Genomic DNA, 19186 nt, shown 5'->3' with positions numbered 1-19186 from the left:
GGACTGGTCAACTAGGCATCAGCTAGGAAATTCAGAGACTAAGAAGGGCGGACCAGTCGGTTCGCCCTTTGCTATGACAGCTATAGGATCAGCCAACTAGCCTTTCATCATCCTGTTCAGGCCAGTCAGGAACACAAACAACCATCCCAAAATCATCAGCATCCCACCTGTTGGTGCTGCAAAATCAAACAGCTTCTCACCAACAAATAAGCGCTGGGCAAGATCACCACAGAACAGGCCAACCCCGGCAAACAGCAGCAGCATAGCAAAGGCGATACCTTTGGAACTGGTAATACCATGTGCAACACCCAGCCCGACAAAGGCCGCTGCATGCATCATGGTGATTTGGGAGATAATGCCCAGATACTGATTATCTATTGTATGAGAGCTGGCAGCTGAGCTCAGGATCGCAATGACACCGCAAAAACCACCAAGCGCCAATCCAAGTCCAAGACCTTGTCCGAGTTTGGTGCGAGGCTGCTCCGCAGGCACCGCTTCACTTGCACTCTCCGGCATGGCTGCTCCTTAATGTCCTATTCCAAATCACATACTGCGCGAAACACTTACACGCATCAACTGCATATAGGATAACCATCAAAAATTGCAAAACCTTCAGTAGCGCAACACGATGTTTAAAGAGTTCATGGGGTCACCCAAGTTCACAGGACAGCACTGCAACCTCCTTACGGCGAGGCAACACAATGAGCACCGCATGGTCTGCCATGCAGCGTTGAGCCAGAATTCCCAAAGATTGGGATAAACAAGGCAACAGGCAATGCCTGCGCATATGGTAATTTAGTGAGTCTTCAGCATCGGCTGTCGCCTTGCCTGGGCGTTTTTGCAGGAGGCTAAGGCTAGGGTCCAAAAGACACTTGGAAGACCTGAAGCGATTGGAAAGCCTCAGCTCTCAGTGCTGGCGCCCTCTGGTCTGGCCGGACATCCGCTATCCCTCAACACTGTCGGTGAAAGGGGAACCTCCACGAACCCGCTGGATGATACGTTACCTCACCCAGTAGCCCCGCCCGGCTCACACCAGCCTGAGGGACGTTCCCACAAGCTGCCCGTTCGCATGAACCTGCAACTCAGTATGAAGACATTTTCAGAAAGGGGGATAAGTTTTCTGTAGGAAGACGATTACACAGCCTGATCCCAGATACCTACCACAGCTCACGACTTAATTTAATAGTCCTCAAAAGTCCCTTCTGCGATACGGTTCTTCAAACAGCAAACGGGCGGGTAACGCAGGAAACTTTGACAATCTCAAATCTGGCTGATGTTCCTAAGTTTTTGGAAGCAGCAGCCAAGGGCATGTGGCAGGAATGGTGGGAGGAGGAAGGCCACCCGATTGAAGACGTTTATGACGAACTGCAAAAGAGTCTTAGTCCGGAAGCTTTGCCCACAACACTGATTGCCCATCAAGGTGATGAGTTCCTCGGCATGGTCATGCTCGTGCAATCAGATATGAGCAAACGCCCTCAATATACGCCGTGGCTGGCCTCACTGTGGATCTCACCTGATCACCGACGAAAAGGTATCGGCACGCGGCTAACAAAAGAGCTGGAAACACTGGCCACTCAACAAGAGTACCCTCACCTCTACCTCTTCGCAAAACTAAGCCTTCGCAGCTTTTAGGAAGGATTGGGCTGGCAGTGCATTGAAGCCGATGTCAGCGGAGTAGATATCTTTCGCAAAGACTTACGATAAAGTGGGAGGCCGCTTCATGAGCACCTTGTGCAGCCCCGGTCCATAACCGTTCTCTTCAACACGCTCAGCAATAAATCCCATTTTCTCGTAGAAGGGCTGTGTGTGCTGAGAGGTATCAATATGGATCGCCTGATCCGGATAGTCTTCCGCAATGCATTCCAGCCGATATTGAACCAGAGCCTTGCCAATGCCCTGACCATGCAAGTCACGGCGCACCATCCCCCAGGAAAGCCCCACTCCTTTTGCTCCGCGGAAGTAGCCGCCAGACCCAACAATCTGCCCCGCTTTCACGGCAACGAAATAAGGATCACCCAGCCTCTTCAGGTCCTGAGCAAACTCATCCAGCTCCTCAGGCATAAAGAAGCGAGGCACATTGCTCAGAAAAACCTCCCTGCATGCAGCAAAATCAGCCTGCTCGTACCTGCGAATGTCCATCAATCAGCTTTCATAGATCCTCAAGAGTAAACCGCATCACAGGCAGCGTGCGCCCAACCGGAAGCGATGGTTTGGTGCCAATCTCTTCAGCGCCCATGCGCTCATAGAACCCCTTTGCGTTTGGGTCCGAGACGATCGTAAGTTCAGGAAGCATTTGCTCGCGCAGCCAGTTCTGGATGAAAGTAAACATGAGACGGCCTGCACCTCGGCCCATCAGCCTCGGAGAAACCCAGAAGTCTTCAAGCTCACAGCTCTGGTCATCTTCTACCGAGATGGAGAAAACACCAGCAACGCTGCCCTTCTCTTCCAGAACCCAGAAATGACGACTTGCCAGCACCTCCTCATCCACCAACAGATCAGGTAGCCACGCAGACATCATCTCCTCCGAGTAACCCCAGTGGCGCTTTGCGGAGAGGATGACCTCATTCATCTCAGAAAGATGCTGCGGTGTTGCTGCGATGATATTCAAAGACTTCCCCCTCTCACGATGCAGGATCAATCCTCATCACGCCCCCAACGACTAGGCGCCAAACTGGCCTTTGGATGGGTCTGCAACATCAATGATGCGTAAGGACGGTTTCGCCTGTCCCTGCCATGTATCAACACTCAAACTTCCGGCAATATGTAAGGGCTTGCCGCGCGATTGTAAGAGCGCTTTGCCGTGTGGCTGGTCTTCCGCCTTAAAGGCGATTGCCTTCAGGTTGGTGCCGTCATTGCCACCAAGCGTCACACTCACATGCCCTTGTCCAACAACTTTGGAGAACTTGATCGGCACCGATGGCAAAGCAAAAACAGGTTCTGCATGAGATGCCCCGTACGGCCCTGCCTGTTCCAGCATATCAAGCAGGCTCAGATTTGCCCCAGCAGGTGTCAGCACACCATCAATGGTCAGCTCATGATCAGCGGAGGCTTGCTCCACATCCTCACCAAGCTGCTCAGTCAAAAAGCTTCAAACTCACGCACTTTGTCTTTTTGGATGGTCAGGCCAGCAGCCATCGCATGGCCACCACCTTTCACGAGTAAGCCAGCCTCAACAGCAGCCCGCACCGCAGAGCCCAGATCAACACCCATGATCGAGCGACCAGAACCAGTGCCAACACCCTGCTCATTAAACGCCATAGCAAACGCTGGACGGCGATAACGCTCTTTCAGGCGGGACGCAATGAGACCCACAACACCCGGATGCCAACCATCAGCACCGGTCAGCAGAACAGCAGGAGGAACAGCGCCTTCCATCTTCTGGAACGCCTGGCCTTCGCCCTCTTCTAACATGACCGCTTCCATCGCCTGCCGCTCTTGATTGAGCCGCTCCAGCGTGGCAGCAATACGCTCCCCTTCTGCTCGGTCATCAGAAGACAGCAGCTTCATACCAAGCGCAGAATCGCCAATACGGCCACCAGCGTTAATGCGCGGTCCGAGCATATAGCCCAGATGATACGGTGTCGGCTTGCCACTCAAACGCGAAATGTCAGCAAGGCAGGAAAGGCCGATGTTCTCACGCCGCGCCATCACTTTAAGCCCTTGCACGACATAGGCGCGGTTCAGGCCCTTCAGCGGCACCACATCACAGACGGTGCCAAGCGCCACAAGATCCAGCAGGTCCATGAGACGCGGCTCAGCCCGTTGGGCAAAGGCCCCACGGCGGCGCAGCTCACGATTAAGCCCGACCAGAAACAGGAAGGTCACACCGACAGCAGCCAGATACCCCTGCCCGGACAAATCATCCTGACGATTGGCATTCACCAACGCATGAACTTCCGGAAAGTTCTCATCCACCTGGTGGTGATCCAGAACCACCACTTCCAGCCCAAGGCGCTTGGCTTCTTCAAATGCCTCAAATGAGGTCGATCCACAGTCCACGGTAATCAGCAGCCGCGCACCACCTGCATGCAGCTGGTTGATAGCTGTCGGGTTCGGTCCGTAACCATCAATGATACGGTCCGGAATGTAGACATCCGGCTCCACACCCAGCTGCATCAGATAGCGCTTCAGCAGCGCGGAAGAAGTGGCCCCATCCACGTCATAGTCACCAAAGACGGCGATCTTCACCCCAGCCTGTAAAGCATCAGCAACGCGTGCGCAGGCTTTGTCCATATCCACCAGTTTGGATGGGTCAGGCATCAGGTCTTTAATGGAAGGGTTTAGGAAACCGGAGGCGTCCTCCAGTGGAACACTGCGCCCGGCAAGCACACGTCCCACCACTTCAGGCAGTTCCGTTCTCTGTGCAATGGCAAGCGCCTGTGAAAGCCCCTGATCATCCAGCCGCTCACGCCACACACGTGCGCTCAAGGACTTTTTGACACCAAGAACGACACGTCGCTCAGCACTGGTTGCATCCAATGTCATAACCATAGAAAGAAACTGCCCGATATCTCATAGAAATGCAAAAGCGGACGAGTGTTTGTTACACCCGCCCGCTTTCATCAATTAGCTCGGTGAAAGACCGAAATCAATCCAGATGGAACTTTTCCAACTGCGTATGCTTCGCTTCAATGAAACGAACCGTACCGGTCGTGGAGCGCATCACAACAGTGTGGGTGGTGATATTATCACGGCCCAGCTTCACACCCTTTAGGAAGTTACCAGTGGTCACACCGGTCGCAGCAAACAGAACGTCTCCGCCAGCCATTTCTTCCATGGTGTATTTGCGATTGATATCGTCAATACCCATACGGCCTGCGCGTTCAACCTGCTCTTCGCGGGTGATCACAAGACGGCCCTGCATCTGACCACCGATACAGCGCAGAGCTGCAGCAGCCAGAACACCTTCAGGTGCACCACCAATACCAACATAAAGATCGATACCGGTCTCTTCAGGATCAGTGGTGTAGATGATGCCAGCAACGTCACCATCACCAATCAGGTAGATGGAAGCACCGGTTGCGCGAATGTCGTCAATCAGCTTGGCATGACGCGGACGGTCCAGCACACAGACAGTCACGTCTTTAACGTCACAGCCTTTTGCTTTGGCAACAGCTGCAAGGTTTTCCTGAATTGGACGGTCCAGATCGATGGTACCTTCAGGATATCCCGGACCGATCGCGATCTTGTCCATGTAGCTGTCCGGCGCGTTCAGCAGGCCACCTTCCGGTGCCAGCGCAATAACAGCGATGGAGTTTGGCATGTTCTTCGCGCAGATCGTGGTACCTTCCAGCGGATCCAGTGCGATATCAACCTTTGGCCCGTCTTTGGTGCCGACCTTTTCGCCAATGTAGAGCATCGGCGCTTCATCACGTTCCCCTTCACCAATCACGACGGTTCCGTCGATTGGCAGCTGGTTCAGTTCGCGGCGCATTGCGTCCACAGCAGCCTGGTCAGCTGCCTTTTCATCGCCCCGTCCACGAAGCCGCGCTGCAGATACAGCAGCACGTTCCGTAACACGTGCAAGTTCCAGTGTCAGAATACGGTCAAGAACGTCAGTTGCGTCCTGATGACTATCCGCCATTTAAACCTCTCGGGTGTCCTGTTTTCACGTTAAACGTGAGGAAGTTTTATTTCAGGTTCTCTATTCGTAACATCTGTGGCTTACCAGAGGTTACATTTTCAGCAGCAATTGCATCCAGAGCTTCGCGCACAGCCAGCTCAGTGGTCTCGTGCGTGATAAGGATAACACTTCGCGGTGCTGCAGGATCGCTTACACCATCCTTATCATTTCTGGAATGCGGTCCACGTTGGACAATAGACTCAAGTGAGATGCCTTTGTCCGCCATACAGCGCGCAATTGTGGCAAAAGTACCGGCAACATCCAAAACAGCCAGACGGATGTAATAACCACCTTCATGCGCTCGCATACGCGCTGGAACATATGTCTCCAGTGTTGTCGCAGACTGACTAAACACTGGCATGGAAACATTGCGGGCAATGTCGACAATATCAGAGATCACGGAGGACGCTGTCGCATCACCGCCAGCACCCGGTCCAACCAGCACCACTTCGCCAACCGCATCACCATCAACAGCAACGGCGTTCAGCACGCCATCAATGCGGGCGATCGCAGAAGATTTTGGCACCATGGTCGGGTGAACACGCTGCTCAATGCCCGTATCCGTGCGCTGAGCAACACCCAGCAGCTTGATGCGGTAACCAAGCTCGTCCGCCGCACGAATGTCAGCTGTGGTGATGGAGGTAATCCCCTCCACATAGATCGCATCTGCATTCACTTCACAGCCAAATGCAAGACTGGTGAGCAGAGCAAGCTTGTGAGCTGTATCAAACCCTTCGATGTCAAAGGTCGGATCAGCTTCTGCATAACCGAGACGCTGTGCATCAGCTAAACATTCTGCAAACGACAGCCCTTCACGCTCCATACGGGTGAGGATGTAGTTGCAGGTGCCGTTCATGATGCCGTAAACGCGGGACACATCATTGCCCGCAAGGCTCTCACGCATGGTCTTGATGATTGGAATACCGCCGGCAGCAGCAGCCTCATAGTTCAGGCTCACGCCCTTGTCTTCTGCAAGACGGGAGAGCACAACAGCATGCTTGGCAAGCAATGCTTTGTTGGCTGTGACAACATGCTTACCGGTTTCCAAAGCGGTGCGAACACTCACTTCAGCCGGTCCATCCTCGCCGCCAATAAGCTCCACAAAAACGTCAATCCCGTCGAACTTGGCAAGTTCAACGGGATCTTCAAACCAGGTCAATCCATCCAGATTAACACCACGATCTTTAGAGCGGCTGCGAGCACTCACAGCCACTACTTTGATAGGTCGGCCACATCGATTGGCAAGAACGTTCGCCTTAGCCTCGAGGATACGCACCAACGAAGCACCGACGGTTCCAAGACCAGCAACGCCAACTTTCAAAATATCAGTCATAAATACCCAGTATCTGTAGGTGGGCGGGCGCCTAAGCGCCCGATTTACTCAATTCCTTGGAATTGCTACCCGCGTCTTCAAAAAACTTTCGAATGCCACGTGCGGCCTGGCGGATACGCTGTTCGTTCTCAACCAGTCCGATACGTACAAAACCTTCACCGTGCTCACCAAAGCCGATTCCCGGAGCAACCGCCACATCTGCCTTTTCAATAAGCAGCTTGGAGAACTCCAAAGACCCTAGATGCTTGAACTGGTCTGGAATTGGAGCCCAGGCAAACATGGATGCTTCCGGAGCAGGAATATCCCAACCGGCGCGTCCAAAAGAGTCGATCAGCACATCACGGCGCTTCTTGTAGATCTCGCGCGTTTCACGAATGCAGTCGTCTGATCCGTTCAGCGCGGTCGCAGCAGCCACCTGAATTGGCGTAAACGCACCGTAATCCAGATAGGACTTCACACGAGCAAGAGCTGCAATCAGACGTTCATTACCAACTGCAAAGCCCATGCGCCACCCCGGCATGGAGAAGGTTTTGGACAAAGAGGTAAACTCAACAGCAATATCCTCTGCCCCTTCCACCTGAAGGATGCTTGGCGGAGGCACATCACCGAAGTAGATCTCAGAGTACGCCAGATCAGAAAGCACGTAGATCTCATGCTTACGCGCAAACGCCACCACATCGCGATAGAAGTCCAGATCAGCAACACTTGCTGTCGGGTTTGCAGGGAAGCAGAGAATAATTGCAATCGGCTTAGGAATGGAGTGAACCACTGCCCGCTCCAGCGCTTCAAAAAGCTCTGGTCCCGGAGTTGCCGGGATGGAACGCAGCGAACCACCTGCCATCAGGAAGCCGAAGGCATGAATTGGATAGGACGGATTAGGGACAAGCACTACATCGCCCGGCGCGGTAATCGCCTGGGCCATATTGGCAAACCCTTCCTTGGAACCCAGTGTCGCAACAACCTGCGTGTCCGGGTTCAGCTTTACACCAAAGCGACGCTCATAATAGCCAGCCTGTGCCTTACGCAGTCCCGGAATCCCTTTGGATGCGGAATAGCGATGTGTGCGCGGATTCTGCACAGTCTCCACCAGCTTATCGACAATATGCTTCGGAGTAGGCAAATCAGGGTTGCCCATACCCATGTCGATAATATCGGCGCCTGCCGCTCGCGCTTTGGCTTTCAGACGATTGACCTGTTCAAAGACATATGGCGGGAGCCGGCGTGTCTTGTGAAAGTCGTCCATGACGCGAGCCTCACTTTCTTCAGTATTTAGCGTTTCAAGCTATATTTTGATTTCCATTCAAAACCGGCCACGAGTCATTAAGACCAAGTTTCCACGGCCTTTTAGCAGGTGCGAACATTTTTCGCATCATTCATGAGGCATAAACCCGACATTTTTTTAAAGTTTTCAAAGAAGACTGGAAACTTTAAATCCAACAAAAAAGCCGCAGGATTCTGCGGCTTATGGTCGGACATGCGATTTCAACTTGAGAATTTAGACGGCTTTTCGCACAAAATGCACAACTAAAGGTGCATTCGCTAACCCCGCGAGAATGCGAAAGATTATTGCGTCTGCGCAGCCTGAGATTGTTGCGCTTGCTCACCAGCAATCTGTTTCAGCTGGTCGGCGCTGCTCTCAAAGGTGTTGCCAATGCCAGCTCTGCGCTTACTTTCAGAGGAAATTGCAAGCAGATTGGCTTCGGAAGCAGCCCGCTGTTCCGGCGAAAGCAGATCGCTGGAAACTTCAGGTGGAAGTTCAGCAATACCAGTCTGCTTGGTACCGTTGCCCTTCTCAATCGCTTCATACACCGTCAAAGATTCGCCAAATGCACAACCTCCAACAAAACCTGCCAGCACGACTGCGCTGCAAACTCGTTGAAACTTAAGCAACATCTGGAACCTCGCGTTTGATCCGTCTACTACACAACAGCAGAGCACTTAACTTTAATTAAAATGCACTTAGCAGTTGCGTCATCCGTAGTCCACATATATTACCCTGTTAACAACACATAGTTTATTACTCTAGGGCACTTCTTATTTACTGAATACAGAACACGATATACTCAAATCATAACCGATAAATATTAAGAAGAAATATCTCAAGAAATCAGAGTATTCCAAGTTTTCCTCAAGAGTTAAACATCTCCATAAAACTTAAGAATAACCCAAAACTTCTCACAGTTCCGTAAGATCACTTTACTTGCTAAATACCTACTAAGAATCCGCCTAAGGACTAAGACGGGCCACACTGATTTTCACGTGCCTGTCAAATTTCTTAGGGATATACTCATTATGCCGTTTTTGTAGGTTAAGAGACCGCCGATAACGCATGAGTGTATGCGGCATGTTTTTGAGTGCGGATAGCGGACACTGAATGTGGTTGGGTCTGGCGAGTATCTACCAGACACCTGATACGAGGACTGAGCAGGCAAATGACCGGTGAAGACACCAATCCAATGTTGCAGTACATCCTCAACAATCCTGAGGAATTTGCCAAAAACCTCTCTGAAATAGCCGAGAACGGCGGCAAGGCTCTGGCAGCCTATCTGGAACCCCGCGAAAAAGGCGAGGCAGCAACCGGAGGCACCGAAGAGCTCAACGCAGTGGTCAAGACCCTCGCCGAGGTCGGAAACTACTGGATGAAAGACCCTTCCCGCGCCATTGAAGCTCAGACGAAGCTCTGGTCCGGCTACATGAACATCTGGAATTCCACACTCAAGCGCATGGCAGGCGAAGACAGTGAGCCCATTGTTGCTCCATCCAATGCCGACAAGCGTTTTAAAGACAGCCAGTGGGACGACAACAACTTCTTCGATTTCATCAAACAGATGTACCTTCAAACCAGCAACTGGGCCGAGGAGCTGGTGGAAGGCGCTGAAGATCTGGACGACCACACCCGCCACAAGGCTGGCTTTTATGTGAAGCAGATCTCCAACGCTATGTCGCCCTCCAACTTCATCCTGACGAATCCGGAGTTGCTACGCGAAACCATGTCCTCAAACGGCAGCAACCTCGTAAAAGGCATGAAGCTGCTGGCAGAAGACATAAAAGCTGGCCATGGTGACCTGCGTATTCGCCAGACTGATCCGGACAAGTTCGAAGTTGGCGTCAACGTTGCCGTGACACCAGGTAAGATCGTCGAGCAAAACGACGTTTGCCAGCTGATCCAGTACACCCCAACCACTGAGACGGTTCTGAAGCGGCCACTGCTGATCGTTCCGCCATGGATCAACAAGTACTACATCCTTGATCTCAATCAGGAAAAGTCATTCATCAGATGGGCAGTTGATCAGGGCCACACGGTCTTCGTCATTTCATGGATCAACCCGGATGAGAAGCAGGCGCAAAAAAGCTTCGAGCACTATATGCGCGATGGCATCCTGAACTCACTGGAACGCATTCGCAAAACCACCCAGCAGTCTACGGTCAATGCCATTGGCTACTGCGTTGGCGGCACACTGCTCGCCGCTACCCTCGCCTATCTGGCAAGAATAGGCGAAGAAGACCGTATCTCCTCCGCAACCTTCCTCACCACGCAAGTAGACTTTACCCATGCGGGTGACCTGAAGGTTTTTGTAGACGAAGAGCAGATCGAAATTCTCGAGCATCGCATGGGTCAGAAGGGCTATCTGGATGGCTCTAAGATGGCGACTGCCTTCAACATGCTGCGCTCCAACGACCTGATCTGGCCCTATGTGGTCAACAACTACCTGCGCGGCAAAGATCCATTCCCGTTTGACCTGCTCTACTGGAATGCTGACAGCACCCGCATGCCGGCAGCCAACCACTCTTATTATCTGCGCAACTGCTATCACAAGAACGCACTTGCCGAAGGTGAGATGGAACTGGCCGGGGAAAAACTGGATCTGAGTGAAATTCAGATTCCAATCTATAATCTGGCAACAAAAGAAGACCACATTGCTCCCGCAAAATCCGTCTTCAAAGGCTGCGGCTGTTTTGGTGGATCTGTTGAGTATGTACTGAGTGGCTCAGGCCACATCGCTGGCGTCGTCAACCCGCCATCCAAAGAGAAGTACCAGTACTGGACTGGCAACAAACCGGAAGGCTCTCTGGATGATTGGATGCAGAACGCATCTGAAACAGCGGGATCATGGTGGCCACACTGGCAAAAATGGATTACATCTCAGGATGATAATCGGGTAAAAGCACGCAAGCCGGGCGCACGCCGTACAAAAATATTGGAAGACGCACCAGGCAGTTATGTTAAGGTGCGCATATAACGAGAACACGCAGTGAGTCTGTCTGAAGCCACGCTGTTCTCATGGAATAAATGGAGGACAACGTGGCAGGCGATCCTAAGCTTTCGCAGATGCAACCGCAGAAAATCGGCGGATGGGATCCTAGACACGTTCGTCACCTGAACACCCAAAGTGCTGCACTAACACGCCTGAACAAGCCAAAGAGCCTGCTTGTTCGCGCCCTTGTCCTGCCTGCATTACTCGCACCGCTCTGGTATCAGCCCACCCTTGGCTGGTTCTGGGCAGTTGCATTGTCTATTGCAGCAGTGGCGTGGGTCTGGATCATTCCACCTTTTGGCAAAAAGAACGTCGGCGCACAAACCTGGACGCAAAAAGCTATTCTGGGTGAACGCATGTGGCTCAACCGCATGTTCGTTCCAATCCCAGCGCCCTATCACCAGAAAGCCCTCGCTCTCCTGGTCGTCGGCCTGATTGCAGTTGGTCTGGCCATCTGGGCAGCAGCAACCAACAACCTGCCCCTCATGCTCACAGGCGGTATCATCGCTTATCTCGCCAAGTTCGCCTCACTCTTTGTGATGGTGAAAATCTTCGAGCACATGAAGAACGCCCACCCGCTCTACAAAAGCTGGCGCAACGTACCAGTCAACGACAACAGCCTGAAAGCGAAAGCCGGCTGAACCAGCTAAATCAGCAAAGGTTCATCGGCATCTTCCGCGGCCTCAGCCGCTAGCGCAACCCGTTCATCATGCCCCACTCGAACGAACCAATAGTCGATACCTGAAAGCTCCGGCTGCACCACTTCATATCCGCATGCAGACAGAAACTTGATCAACGCATCTTGCTGCACAGATCTGTGATTATGTTCAATGCAGAGAAAATCAAACGTCCGGCGCGAGAAGTCTATTCCCTTCAGAACGTCCAGCTCGCTCCCTTCTGTGTCAATGGAAATGAATGGGATATGATCCGGAACACCATGCGCGATCAAGACATCCTCAGTCCGCGCGATCGGCACCTCAATCTCACGACCCGGCTTATCGCCTACCTGCACGACTGAGGCCATTCCCGAGTACTCTGGCGTATCAGCACAAAAGAACTTCAATGCCCCTCCTCCGGAACTCCAGGCGGCTCGCTTATCCAGATAAGCATCACGCGCAGCACCAATACGCTCCCAGCAATCCGGATTAGGCTCTACCAGCAGACCAGACCACCCAAGCGCCTTCTCAAACAGAAAGCTGTTGGAGAGATGCGTTCCATCCCCAACCCCAATTTCAACAAAGTAGCCCGGCTGCTGCTCATACTGCGGAAATAGCTTGAGAAAATGAAGTTCCTGAAAACGCTGAGCACGGCTGTGAAGGAAATACTGCTCAGCCAAACGAGCAAGCTGCGGAACATGCAGCCCCAACTGCAGAACCTCTCCAAGCCGCCGCATATTGGAAAAGTCTTTGTGTTCCTTGAGATAAAGAACCCTGAGACCCATCAGATTATTTTTGTCCAGCCACAAAGCCAGACGAGCAAGTGTCCCGCTTCGTTTATGCGGCGCCAATGCCATCAAAAATGCCGAGAGAAACTTTCGCAACCACTGGACCACCGCAGAACTCCGCCGCTGTTTTCATCCAACGTGGCAGCTAACACCGCCCGCAACAACTCCGCAATCTCAGTAGCCGCAAAGCATAGGCCAAATACAAAAAGGGCCGCCAAATGGCAGCCCTTTCCGTAAAACTGTTTCCAGTATCGCGTATTAGCGCTTGGAGAACTGGAAGGAACGACGAGCTTTACGCTTACCGTACTTCTTACGCTCAACAACACGGCTATCGCGAGTAAGGAAGCCTTCTTTCTTAAGCACAGCGCGCAGCTCTGGCTCATAGAAAGTCAGTGCTTTGGAGATGCCGTGACGAACAGCACCAGCCTGACCGGAAAGACCACCACCAGCAACGGTAACGTTGATGTCGTACTGACCATCACGCTCGGTGAGCATGATTGGCTGACGCAGGATCAGCTGAAGTACTGGACGAGCGAAGTACTCGTTGTACTCTTTGCCGTTTACAACGATTTTGCCGGTGCCTGGCTTGATCCATACACGTGCGATAGCGTCTTTACGCTTACCGGTTGCGTATGCACGGCCTTGTGCGTCGAGCTTCTGAACATGTACAGGAGCTTCGTTCTCAGCAGGGGCGATTGCGCCGCCCAGTTCCTCAAGGGACTGTAGCTCAGACATAATTAACCCCTCTTCGCATTTTTAGGATTCATGGCTTTAACGTCTACCACTTCTGGAGACTGGCCATCATGCGGATGCTCTGCAGAAGCATAAACACGCAGGTTACGCAGCTGCGCACGGGAAAGAGGACCACCTGGCATCATGCGCTGAACAGCTTTTTCCAGAACGCGCTCTGGGAAACGGCCTTCGATCAGCTGACGTGCAGTGCGCTCTTTGATACCGCCAGGGTAACCAGTGTGCCAGTAGTACTTCTTGCTCTGGTATTTTTTACCAGTCAGTACAACTTTATCAGCGTTGATGATGATTACGTTGTCACCATCGTCGATGTGCGGGGTGTAGGTCGGCTTGTGCTTGCCGCGCAGACGGTTTGCGATGAATGCTGCCAGACGGCCAACAACAACGCCTTCTGCGTCGATCAAGATCCACTTCTTGTCGACCTCAGCCACTTTAGTGGAATGAGTCTTCATAAGATCTACCGTAGTTTTGACGGTTAAAATTCTTGGGAGAAATGCGTTCAGGCCCGAAAGAGCAGCTAAACGTGATAGCTCCGTGTAGGAACGGGTAGATACGCGAGGTTGCGCACCGCGTCAAGAGCAAAAAATTACGCACTCAAGCAAATTAATCAATAAAATCAATAAGATATAAAATAGGTATTATAATACCACATTTTTTCCGCATGAATCTGAAGATTCTTAAGCTCAGGAAACTCCGGCAGCACGCGCAGCCGTCAAAATAAGGTCGTCCACCTGCAGCTCATAGAAGACCCAGTTGGCACTATAGCAGCTGACATAATAGCCAACGCCAGCAAGGGCCACACGATATTCGCGCAAATTGATCGGAGTGAAGTGGGTGGGGTAAAAGAACCGCCACCGGCTGCGGGTCAAACGGGTCGTCAGCGTCGCATTCGCCAGAAGCAGGTTGAAAAACACCAAGCTCACAAAAACGATCGGATCACCAATAAACGAGGTGTCCTGATAGAACACGGTCTCCCGGAACTCGGCAAACACCCGTGGCTCGCTGGCCACGTACAGATCGAAGAAGGCTGGCACAGCCAGTATCAGAAGGATGTTCAGTGCAAGAAAGCCGATATAGCCGATCGTGGCGATTAAGGAACCGAACCGCAGCGGCACCAAAAGGAAATCAAAAATGAAACCGAAAAACGCACGATAAAACACCAGCCCGCTCCCACTCATGCCGTCTCTCTCAGGTCTCCCCTCCTTCAAAAAACGGCCTTTGGCTTTAGTCCCTGAATTTTAAGTGGCTTTTTGCTTTTGGATCAACCAACAATTCAACTTTCAGGCAAATTTAATTCAAAAAATTCAATAAGCTGAGAGTTTTAGGCACTTCAACGCAGTGCACTTTTATGGAGCATATGCCCCCTGCATTGGATAACATGGGAAGAACACATTTCCATGCGGTAATCATCGAATCGATTACTCAATCCAAGATTGTTTTTTCAAACAAGTGTTTTCCTGAATATGCGCCTCTCTCTATTTTCCTTCATGGCGGCCTTAAGCGCCACTTCTGCCTTTGCCCAAACACCTCCACTTCAGATCATTATCGAAGCAGATAAGACCCACCCTGAAGCTGCAACGGCAACAATCACGCTCCCGGTGGAGCAAGAAATCACACTGCAAGCACCGCGCACGCAGTCTCAACCAAGCAATACCAACGCACTGCAACTCATGTGCGATGAAGTTGAAGTCCTTGAGCCGTACGGTCGAGCGCTTTCATGCAAGGAATTGCAATGGAACGTCACCTTTCAAAATCCGCGTGAGACCCCACTGGCTGTAGCAAACCAGCAAAACCTCTATTCCCCTCAAGGATGGTGGAGCATCACGGAATGGGATGACATTCCTCGCCTCGAAACCGCTTCAACAGTCGAAGTGTGCGGCAAAGTCCAAGGGGATGACACCACACTTAAATGCGCAGCTCTCCCAACAGCACATGAACCACCACTCATCCTCTCTTGGGGTGATGATGCAAAGACTTTAAGAACCAATCAAACCACACTAACGCTCTACAAAGATGATCCGGCAGAAGCTCTAAAAGCCGACAACCTCCCCGCTCTTCAAAAACAACTTGAGTATCTAAAAGGCATCCTTGGCTCTTCGACGTTACCAGAACAGAACATTGATCTGGTGTGGGTGGCTATCGACAAGAAACTGGGACAAATCGCTGGTGCAGCTGGCAAACAGGCATTTCTGGCCAACTTCGCTACAAGCGAGGGAACAGCATCTCCAGAGGACATAGCCAAGCTTCATTGGGTTTCCGCCCATGAACTGTTCCATTTGCTGGCGAACACCCCATATCCGCTCTGGATCTCAGAGAGCCTTGCCCAGTACTACGGCTACAAATCACTCAAAGTGGCTGGCATCCACTCTGAAAGCCCAATGGATCAATGGCAGGTTTTCAAAGAGCGTTTTCCGCATGCCGCAACAGGCCTGTATGAAGCACATCAGAAAGTCACAGGCGACAACGATCCAAGCTACTACCCTCTGTTTTACGTCAAAGGAGCCGCGTTCTGGCAAGCAGTTGATGAAGAGCTTCAGAAGCACGGAGCATCATTAGATCAGCTCATGACAACATTTGAGGAGCTGCAGCAGCTCTCTCACGAGTTACCTCAGTCCCTGCTCAACGCGCTAAAACAGTCCATTTCAGAAGAACGCCTTCAGGAACTACAACAGCAGTTCCTTCTCTAAAAACGACCGGAAACGTGATGATAGAAGACAAACTCAATTTTCTGCCGTTAGATACTATCCGGCACCGGAAAGATGGTGAACCATGCGCAGTTATTAAAAGCGGCAATCTCACTGACCTGGCCCTGACAAAGTGCGGGCTAACCACAATTCCCAGCGAAGTCTTCACACACAAGGCGCTGGAAAGCCTTTATCTCGGCAAGAATGCTCTCTCAGACGTGCCTGCCGAAATCTCACGACTCTCCAGCCTCAAAGAACTCTACATCTACGGCTGCAAACTCCACCGATTACCTGACACACTCACTCAGTTGAGCCAACTCCAGATTCTGGACCTTAGTCACCAACCACTCGAATGCTTACCATCCACCATCGGCGCTCTGAAGCAGCTGCGTGTGCTTTACGCCAGCAACACAAACATGACAGAGCTTCCAAACAGCATCGGAGAACTGGCCGCACTGGAGTATTTGGGTTGTACAGACAACAACATCCCACAGCTTCCAGAAAGCATTGGTCAGTTAAAGAGCCTTAAAGAACTCCGTCTCTATGGCAACGGCTTGAAGGATCTTCCGCAGACATTCAGCACGCTCTCAGGTTTACGAGAGGCCTACCTGCGCAACAACGCGCTCACCAAACTGCCGCCTAACATGAGTGAGCTGCAGCAGCTGGAAATTCTGGATTTACGTAACAATCAGATCAATCAATTGCCAGAAGACACCGGAGGCCTCACCAACCTCTACCAGCTAGATCTGCGAGCAAATCCGTTAGAAGAGCTGCCAGCATCGATGAAAAACCTGACAAACTTGCGCAAGCTGGATCTACGCTGGACACGCCTGACACAAGAGCCAGACTGGTTCAGTGATCTGCGTGCTCAAGGCACACTGATCTATCTTTAGCCCCTTAAAAACAAAGATAGCGATGCCTCTCACCTATCTTATCATAGGGAATGCATCGCTATCTCATCATCATCCTGTCCGTTCTGCTGGTTGGCATCTGGAACGCACAAGCGCAGGAAAGCAAGTTTCGCAAACGGCCCCGCGGCCTGTTCAAACAACCGGATTGCTACTGCACCAACCGCGGCAAACGCATAGAACTCGGCGACTTCTCCTGCCTGTACGTCGATGGCACATCCTACCTCGCCCAATGCCAAATGGCCCTCAACAACCCTATGTGGCGCAAAATACAGGACGGCTGCCCAACAACACGGCTGGAGACCAAGCAGCAGACCTCTACGAGCCCGCAAAAGTCAGATAACGATTAACGAACTGGCAGAAAATGAGGGATCGTTGTCATTGTGCCAACACGCACCTCGTTTATAGTAAGTGTCATGCAAAAGACACCGACAACCACCTCCCATGTCTCAGGAACGCACAATACATCTAAGCTCGTTCTAATGGTGGTCTTTGACGGCGCCATTGCTACAGATATCGCAGGACCATTAGATATCTTTGCATCTGCCTCACTTATGAAAAACGAGCAACCTCCCACCTACCAAGTTGAAATCGTTTCACTACGTGGAGGCCTTGTAACCACCTGGCCCACAAACATTCAGATGATGAGTAAGGCATTCAGTGAGTTTGAGAACAGAGCAATCGATACGCTTCTGATAGCTGGTGGTGCGCACAAGTCTTCAGTCATCGGAAATCAGCCGCTCATTGACAGTATCCGGAAGGCAGCTCAAAGAGCCCGACGTGTTGCATCAATCTGCACCGGAACCTTCGCTTTAGCTCAGGCAGGATTACTTGATGAAAGATCCGCAACCACACACTGGAACTGGGCCGAACAGCTTCAGGAGCGCTACCCGAAGATAAAGGTGCAGCCTGACGCGATTTATAAGAAGGACGGTAAGCTCTATAGCTCCGCTGGCATGACCGCAGGCATCGACCTTGCGCTCGCGCTGACTGAGGAAGATCTCGGGCGGGAAACTGCACTCAAAGTAGCGCAGTACTCTGTCATGTTCTTAAAACGCCCGGGCGGGCAATCGCAGTTCAGCTCTGTTTTGTCCTACCAGAAAAGTGATGATGCGCGCATGATTGCACTTCAGGAATGGATACTTGCCAATCTGCAACAAAATCTCTCAGTCGATCGCATGGCAGAGTTCTTGAACATGGCACCCAGAACGTTCGCCCGTTTTTTCAAGCAACATGTAGGCACTTCACCCGCCAAGTATGTTGAAGAGATGCGCCTGAACACGGCGCGCCAATACATAGAGAACCCACAAACATCAATAAATGAAGTTGTCAGGCGATGTGGCTTTGAAAATGGCGAGAAAATGCGCCGCAGCTTCATACGCAATCTAGGCATCAGCCCACAGGATTACCGCAACAGATTCTGTAGCAGCCAACTCTAAAACACCAACAACAAATGCATTGATGCAACCCGGAGCCTCTCCGGGAATGGATCATTGCGCCCTGATCACTAAACAAGCAGAGAGGAACCCTCATGAAAAAGCTAAAAACAGGTCTCTTCCTTTATCCAGGCATGACCATGCTGGATGCCTACGGGCCCCTTCAACTCCTGGCTTTTGTACGAGGTTTAGAGACCTTTACGTTTGCTGAAAGCAGCACCCCACTGCCCTGCGACGCAGGCATCCAGCTTATGCCTGATTATGGTTTTGAGGACCGTCCGGAAATCGATATTCTACTTGTTCCCGGCGCTGGAAATCCACTTGAGCAGATGCAAAATTCGCGCGTACTGGAGCAACTGCGCCGTGCCGGCGAAAGCGCACAATATGTCACCTCTGTCTGCTCAGGAGCTCTGATACTGGCAGAAGCAGGTTTGCTGAATGGATACGAAGCAGCAACCCATTGGGCCTATCGGGAAACCCTGGAAAAACTGGCGGATGTTACAGTCGTCAACAAACGCGTTTCAGTTGACAGAAATCGTATCACTGGTGGAGGCGTGACTGCAGGAATAGATTTTGCCCTATCTCTCACGGCAGAACTGTTCGGGCCTGAAGAAGCACAACTTCTGCAGTTGATGTTTGAGTACCATCCCGAACCACCTTTCAACTCCGGTTCACCAGAAACCGCCAGCGCTGAAGCTGTAAAGATCGCCAGACAAGAGATCGCTTCTATTGCACCCGATCTGATGCAGTAC

21 protein-coding genes are annotated in these 19186 nt (G+C 51.7%); 8 read left to right on the top strand and 13 right to left on the bottom strand.

Features of this window, described 5'->3' with window-relative positions:
* Positions 1–96 precede the first annotated feature (96 nt).
* Positions 97–516 carry a DUF423 domain-containing protein gene (locus PJE062_RS01180; protein ID WP_008546546.1) on the bottom strand — a complete coding sequence of 140 codons (420 nt, stop codon included), beginning with the start codon at positions 514–516 and terminating at the stop codon, positions 97–99.
* A 735-nt stretch (positions 517–1251) separates the two neighbouring features.
* Between PJE062_RS01180 and PJE062_RS01175 the strand changes: the two genes are divergently transcribed.
* On the top strand, positions 1252–1632 hold the full coding sequence (locus PJE062_RS01175; protein WP_008546995.1) for a GNAT family N-acetyltransferase: 381 nt from the start codon (positions 1252–1254) through the stop codon (positions 1630–1632).
* Between the two features lie 63 nt (positions 1633–1695).
* On the opposite strand, the gene PJE062_RS01170 is transcribed toward PJE062_RS01175, so the two are convergent.
* The 8 genes from PJE062_RS01170 to PJE062_RS01140 form a co-directional block, all read right to left on the bottom strand.
* Positions 1696–2139: a GNAT family N-acetyltransferase gene (locus PJE062_RS01170; protein ID WP_008546927.1), complete on the bottom strand. Its 444-nt coding sequence runs from the start codon at positions 2137–2139 to the stop codon at positions 1696–1698.
* 10 nt (positions 2140–2149) lie between these two features.
* A complete protein-coding gene (locus PJE062_RS01165) occupies positions 2150–2608 on the bottom strand; it encodes a GNAT family N-acetyltransferase (protein WP_008546569.1) in 459 nt (152 codons plus the stop codon).
* Between the two features lie 51 nt (positions 2609–2659).
* Complete coding sequence (locus tag PJE062_RS27040) at positions 2660–3082, bottom strand: hypothetical protein (RefSeq protein ID WP_008546951.1); 423 nt, start codon at positions 3080–3082, stop codon at positions 2660–2662.
* The gene (gene recJ, locus PJE062_RS01160) at positions 3079–4491 is read right to left on the bottom strand and encodes a single-stranded-DNA-specific exonuclease RecJ (RefSeq protein ID WP_008546481.1); all 1413 of its coding nucleotides are present in this window, start codon (positions 4489–4491) and stop codon (positions 3079–3081) included. Before recJ ends, PJE062_RS27040 begins: the two co-directional genes overlap by 4 nt.
* Positions 4492–4588: 97 nt before the next feature.
* Complete coding sequence (glpX, locus tag PJE062_RS01155) at positions 4589–5584, bottom strand: class II fructose-bisphosphatase (RefSeq protein WP_008547053.1); 996 nt, start codon at positions 5582–5584, stop codon at positions 4589–4591.
* 46 nt (positions 5585–5630) lie between these two features.
* Positions 5631–6956, bottom strand: coding sequence for a homoserine dehydrogenase (locus PJE062_RS01150; protein WP_008547003.1), 1326 nt, complete (start codon positions 6954–6956; stop codon positions 5631–5633).
* Positions 6957–6987: 31 nt separating this feature from the next.
* Complete coding sequence (locus PJE062_RS01145) at positions 6988–8199, bottom strand: LL-diaminopimelate aminotransferase (RefSeq protein ID WP_037035769.1); 1212 nt, start codon at positions 8197–8199, stop codon at positions 6988–6990.
* Between the two features lie 320 nt (positions 8200–8519).
* Complete coding sequence (locus tag PJE062_RS01140) at positions 8520–8849, bottom strand: hypothetical protein (protein WP_208608995.1); 330 nt, start codon at positions 8847–8849, stop codon at positions 8520–8522.
* A 539-nt stretch (positions 8850–9388) separates the two neighbouring features.
* Here PJE062_RS01140 and PJE062_RS01135 point away from each other — a divergent pair.
* A complete protein-coding gene (locus PJE062_RS01135; protein WP_008546237.1) occupies positions 9389–11197 on the top strand; it encodes an alpha/beta hydrolase in 1809 nt (602 codons plus the stop codon).
* Between the two features lie 62 nt (positions 11198–11259).
* A complete protein-coding gene (locus PJE062_RS01130) occupies positions 11260–11853 on the top strand; it encodes a DUF6653 family protein (RefSeq protein WP_008546784.1) in 594 nt (197 codons plus the stop codon).
* Between the two features lie 5 nt (positions 11854–11858).
* Here the strand turns inward: PJE062_RS01130 and PJE062_RS01125 are convergent, their stop codons facing one another.
* The 4 genes from PJE062_RS01125 to PJE062_RS01110 form a co-directional block, all read right to left on the bottom strand.
* A complete protein-coding gene (locus tag PJE062_RS01125) occupies positions 11859–12764 on the bottom strand; it encodes an FkbM family methyltransferase (protein WP_008546677.1) in 906 nt (301 codons plus the stop codon).
* A gap of 150 nt (positions 12765–12914) precedes the next feature.
* Positions 12915–13391: a 30S ribosomal protein S9 gene (rpsI, locus tag PJE062_RS01120; protein ID WP_008546672.1), complete on the bottom strand. Its 477-nt coding sequence runs from the start codon at positions 13389–13391 to the stop codon at positions 12915–12917.
* Between the two features lie 2 nt (positions 13392–13393).
* A complete protein-coding gene (gene rplM, locus PJE062_RS01115) occupies positions 13394–13858 on the bottom strand; it encodes a 50S ribosomal protein L13 (protein ID WP_037035767.1) in 465 nt (154 codons plus the stop codon).
* Positions 13859–14089: 231 nt separating this feature from the next.
* A complete protein-coding gene (locus PJE062_RS01110) occupies positions 14090–14584 on the bottom strand; it encodes a hypothetical protein (protein WP_008547083.1) in 495 nt (164 codons plus the stop codon).
* Positions 14585–14869: 285 nt separating this feature from the next.
* Here PJE062_RS01110 and PJE062_RS01105 point away from each other — a divergent pair, with 285 nt between their 5' ends.
* From PJE062_RS01105 to PJE062_RS01085, 5 genes are all read left to right on the top strand, one after another.
* The gene (locus tag PJE062_RS01105; RefSeq protein ID WP_008547039.1) at positions 14870–16093 is read left to right on the top strand and encodes a hypothetical protein; all 1224 of its coding nucleotides are present in this window, start codon (positions 14870–14872) and stop codon (positions 16091–16093) included.
* A gap of 17 nt (positions 16094–16110) precedes the next feature.
* On the top strand, positions 16111–16983 hold the full coding sequence (locus tag PJE062_RS01100; protein WP_008546845.1) for a leucine-rich repeat domain-containing protein: 873 nt from the start codon (positions 16111–16113) through the stop codon (positions 16981–16983).
* A gap of 50 nt (positions 16984–17033) precedes the next feature.
* Complete coding sequence (locus PJE062_RS01095; protein ID WP_008547164.1) at positions 17034–17348, top strand: hypothetical protein; 315 nt, start codon at positions 17034–17036, stop codon at positions 17346–17348.
* A gap of 66 nt (positions 17349–17414) precedes the next feature.
* Positions 17415–18437: a GlxA family transcriptional regulator gene (locus PJE062_RS01090; protein WP_050773806.1), complete on the top strand. Its 1023-nt coding sequence runs from the start codon at positions 17415–17417 to the stop codon at positions 18435–18437.
* Between the two features lie 92 nt (positions 18438–18529).
* Positions 18530–19186, top strand: a 657-nt coding sequence (locus PJE062_RS01085; protein ID WP_050773804.1) for a DJ-1/PfpI family protein, incomplete at its 3' end; no start/stop codon positions are given.

This window comes from Pseudovibrio sp. JE062, from assembly GCF_000156235.1.
Classification (GTDB): domain Bacteria; phylum Pseudomonadota; class Alphaproteobacteria; order Rhizobiales; family Stappiaceae; genus Pseudovibrio.
This window is presented reverse-complemented; position numbering and strand designations above follow the sequence as displayed.

What these genes read in the sequence shown, in the direction of transcription:
- PJE062_RS01110 (WP_008547083.1), bottom strand. Translation starts at nt 14,584, where the DNA reads ATGAGTGGGAGCGGGCTGGTGTTTTATCGTGCGTTTTTCGGTTTCATT.
- PJE062_RS01105 (WP_008547039.1), top strand. Translation starts at nt 14,870, where the DNA reads ATGCGCCTCTCTCTATTTTCCTTCATGGCGGCCTTAAGCGCCACTTCT.
- PJE062_RS01180 (WP_008546546.1), bottom strand. Translation starts at nt 516, where the DNA reads ATGCCGGAGAGTGCAAGTGAAGCGGTGCCTGCGGAGCAGCCTCGCACC.
- PJE062_RS01150 (WP_008547003.1), bottom strand. Translation starts at nt 6,956, where the DNA reads ATGACTGATATTTTGAAAGTTGGCGTTGCTGGTCTTGGAACCGTCGGT.
- rplM (WP_037035767.1), bottom strand. Translation starts at nt 13,858, where the DNA reads ATGAAGACTCATTCCACTAAAGTGGCTGAGGTCGACAAGAAGTGGATC.
- PJE062_RS01135 (WP_008546237.1), top strand. Translation starts at nt 9,389, where the DNA reads ATGACCGGTGAAGACACCAATCCAATGTTGCAGTACATCCTCAACAAT.
- PJE062_RS01100 (WP_008546845.1), top strand. Translation starts at nt 16,111, where the DNA reads ATGATAGAAGACAAACTCAATTTTCTGCCGTTAGATACTATCCGGCAC.
- PJE062_RS01140 (WP_208608995.1), bottom strand. Translation starts at nt 8,849, where the DNA reads ATGTTGCTTAAGTTTCAACGAGTTTGCAGCGCAGTCGTGCTGGCAGGT.
- recJ (WP_008546481.1), bottom strand. Translation starts at nt 4,491, where the DNA reads ATGGTTATGACATTGGATGCAACCAGTGCTGAGCGACGTGTCGTTCTT.
- PJE062_RS01090 (WP_050773806.1), top strand. Translation starts at nt 17,415, where the DNA reads ATGCAAAAGACACCGACAACCACCTCCCATGTCTCAGGAACGCACAAT.
- rpsI (WP_008546672.1), bottom strand. Translation starts at nt 13,391, where the DNA reads ATGTCTGAGCTACAGTCCCTTGAGGAACTGGGCGGCGCAATCGCCCCT.
- glpX (WP_008547053.1), bottom strand. Translation starts at nt 5,584, where the DNA reads ATGGCGGATAGTCATCAGGACGCAACTGACGTTCTTGACCGTATTCTG.
- PJE062_RS01170 (WP_008546927.1), bottom strand. Translation starts at nt 2,139, where the DNA reads ATGGACATTCGCAGGTACGAGCAGGCTGATTTTGCTGCATGCAGGGAG.
- PJE062_RS01145 (WP_037035769.1), bottom strand. Translation starts at nt 8,199, where the DNA reads ATGGACGACTTTCACAAGACACGCCGGCTCCCGCCATATGTCTTTGAA.
- PJE062_RS01095 (WP_008547164.1), top strand. Translation starts at nt 17,034, where the DNA reads ATGCATCGCTATCTCATCATCATCCTGTCCGTTCTGCTGGTTGGCATC.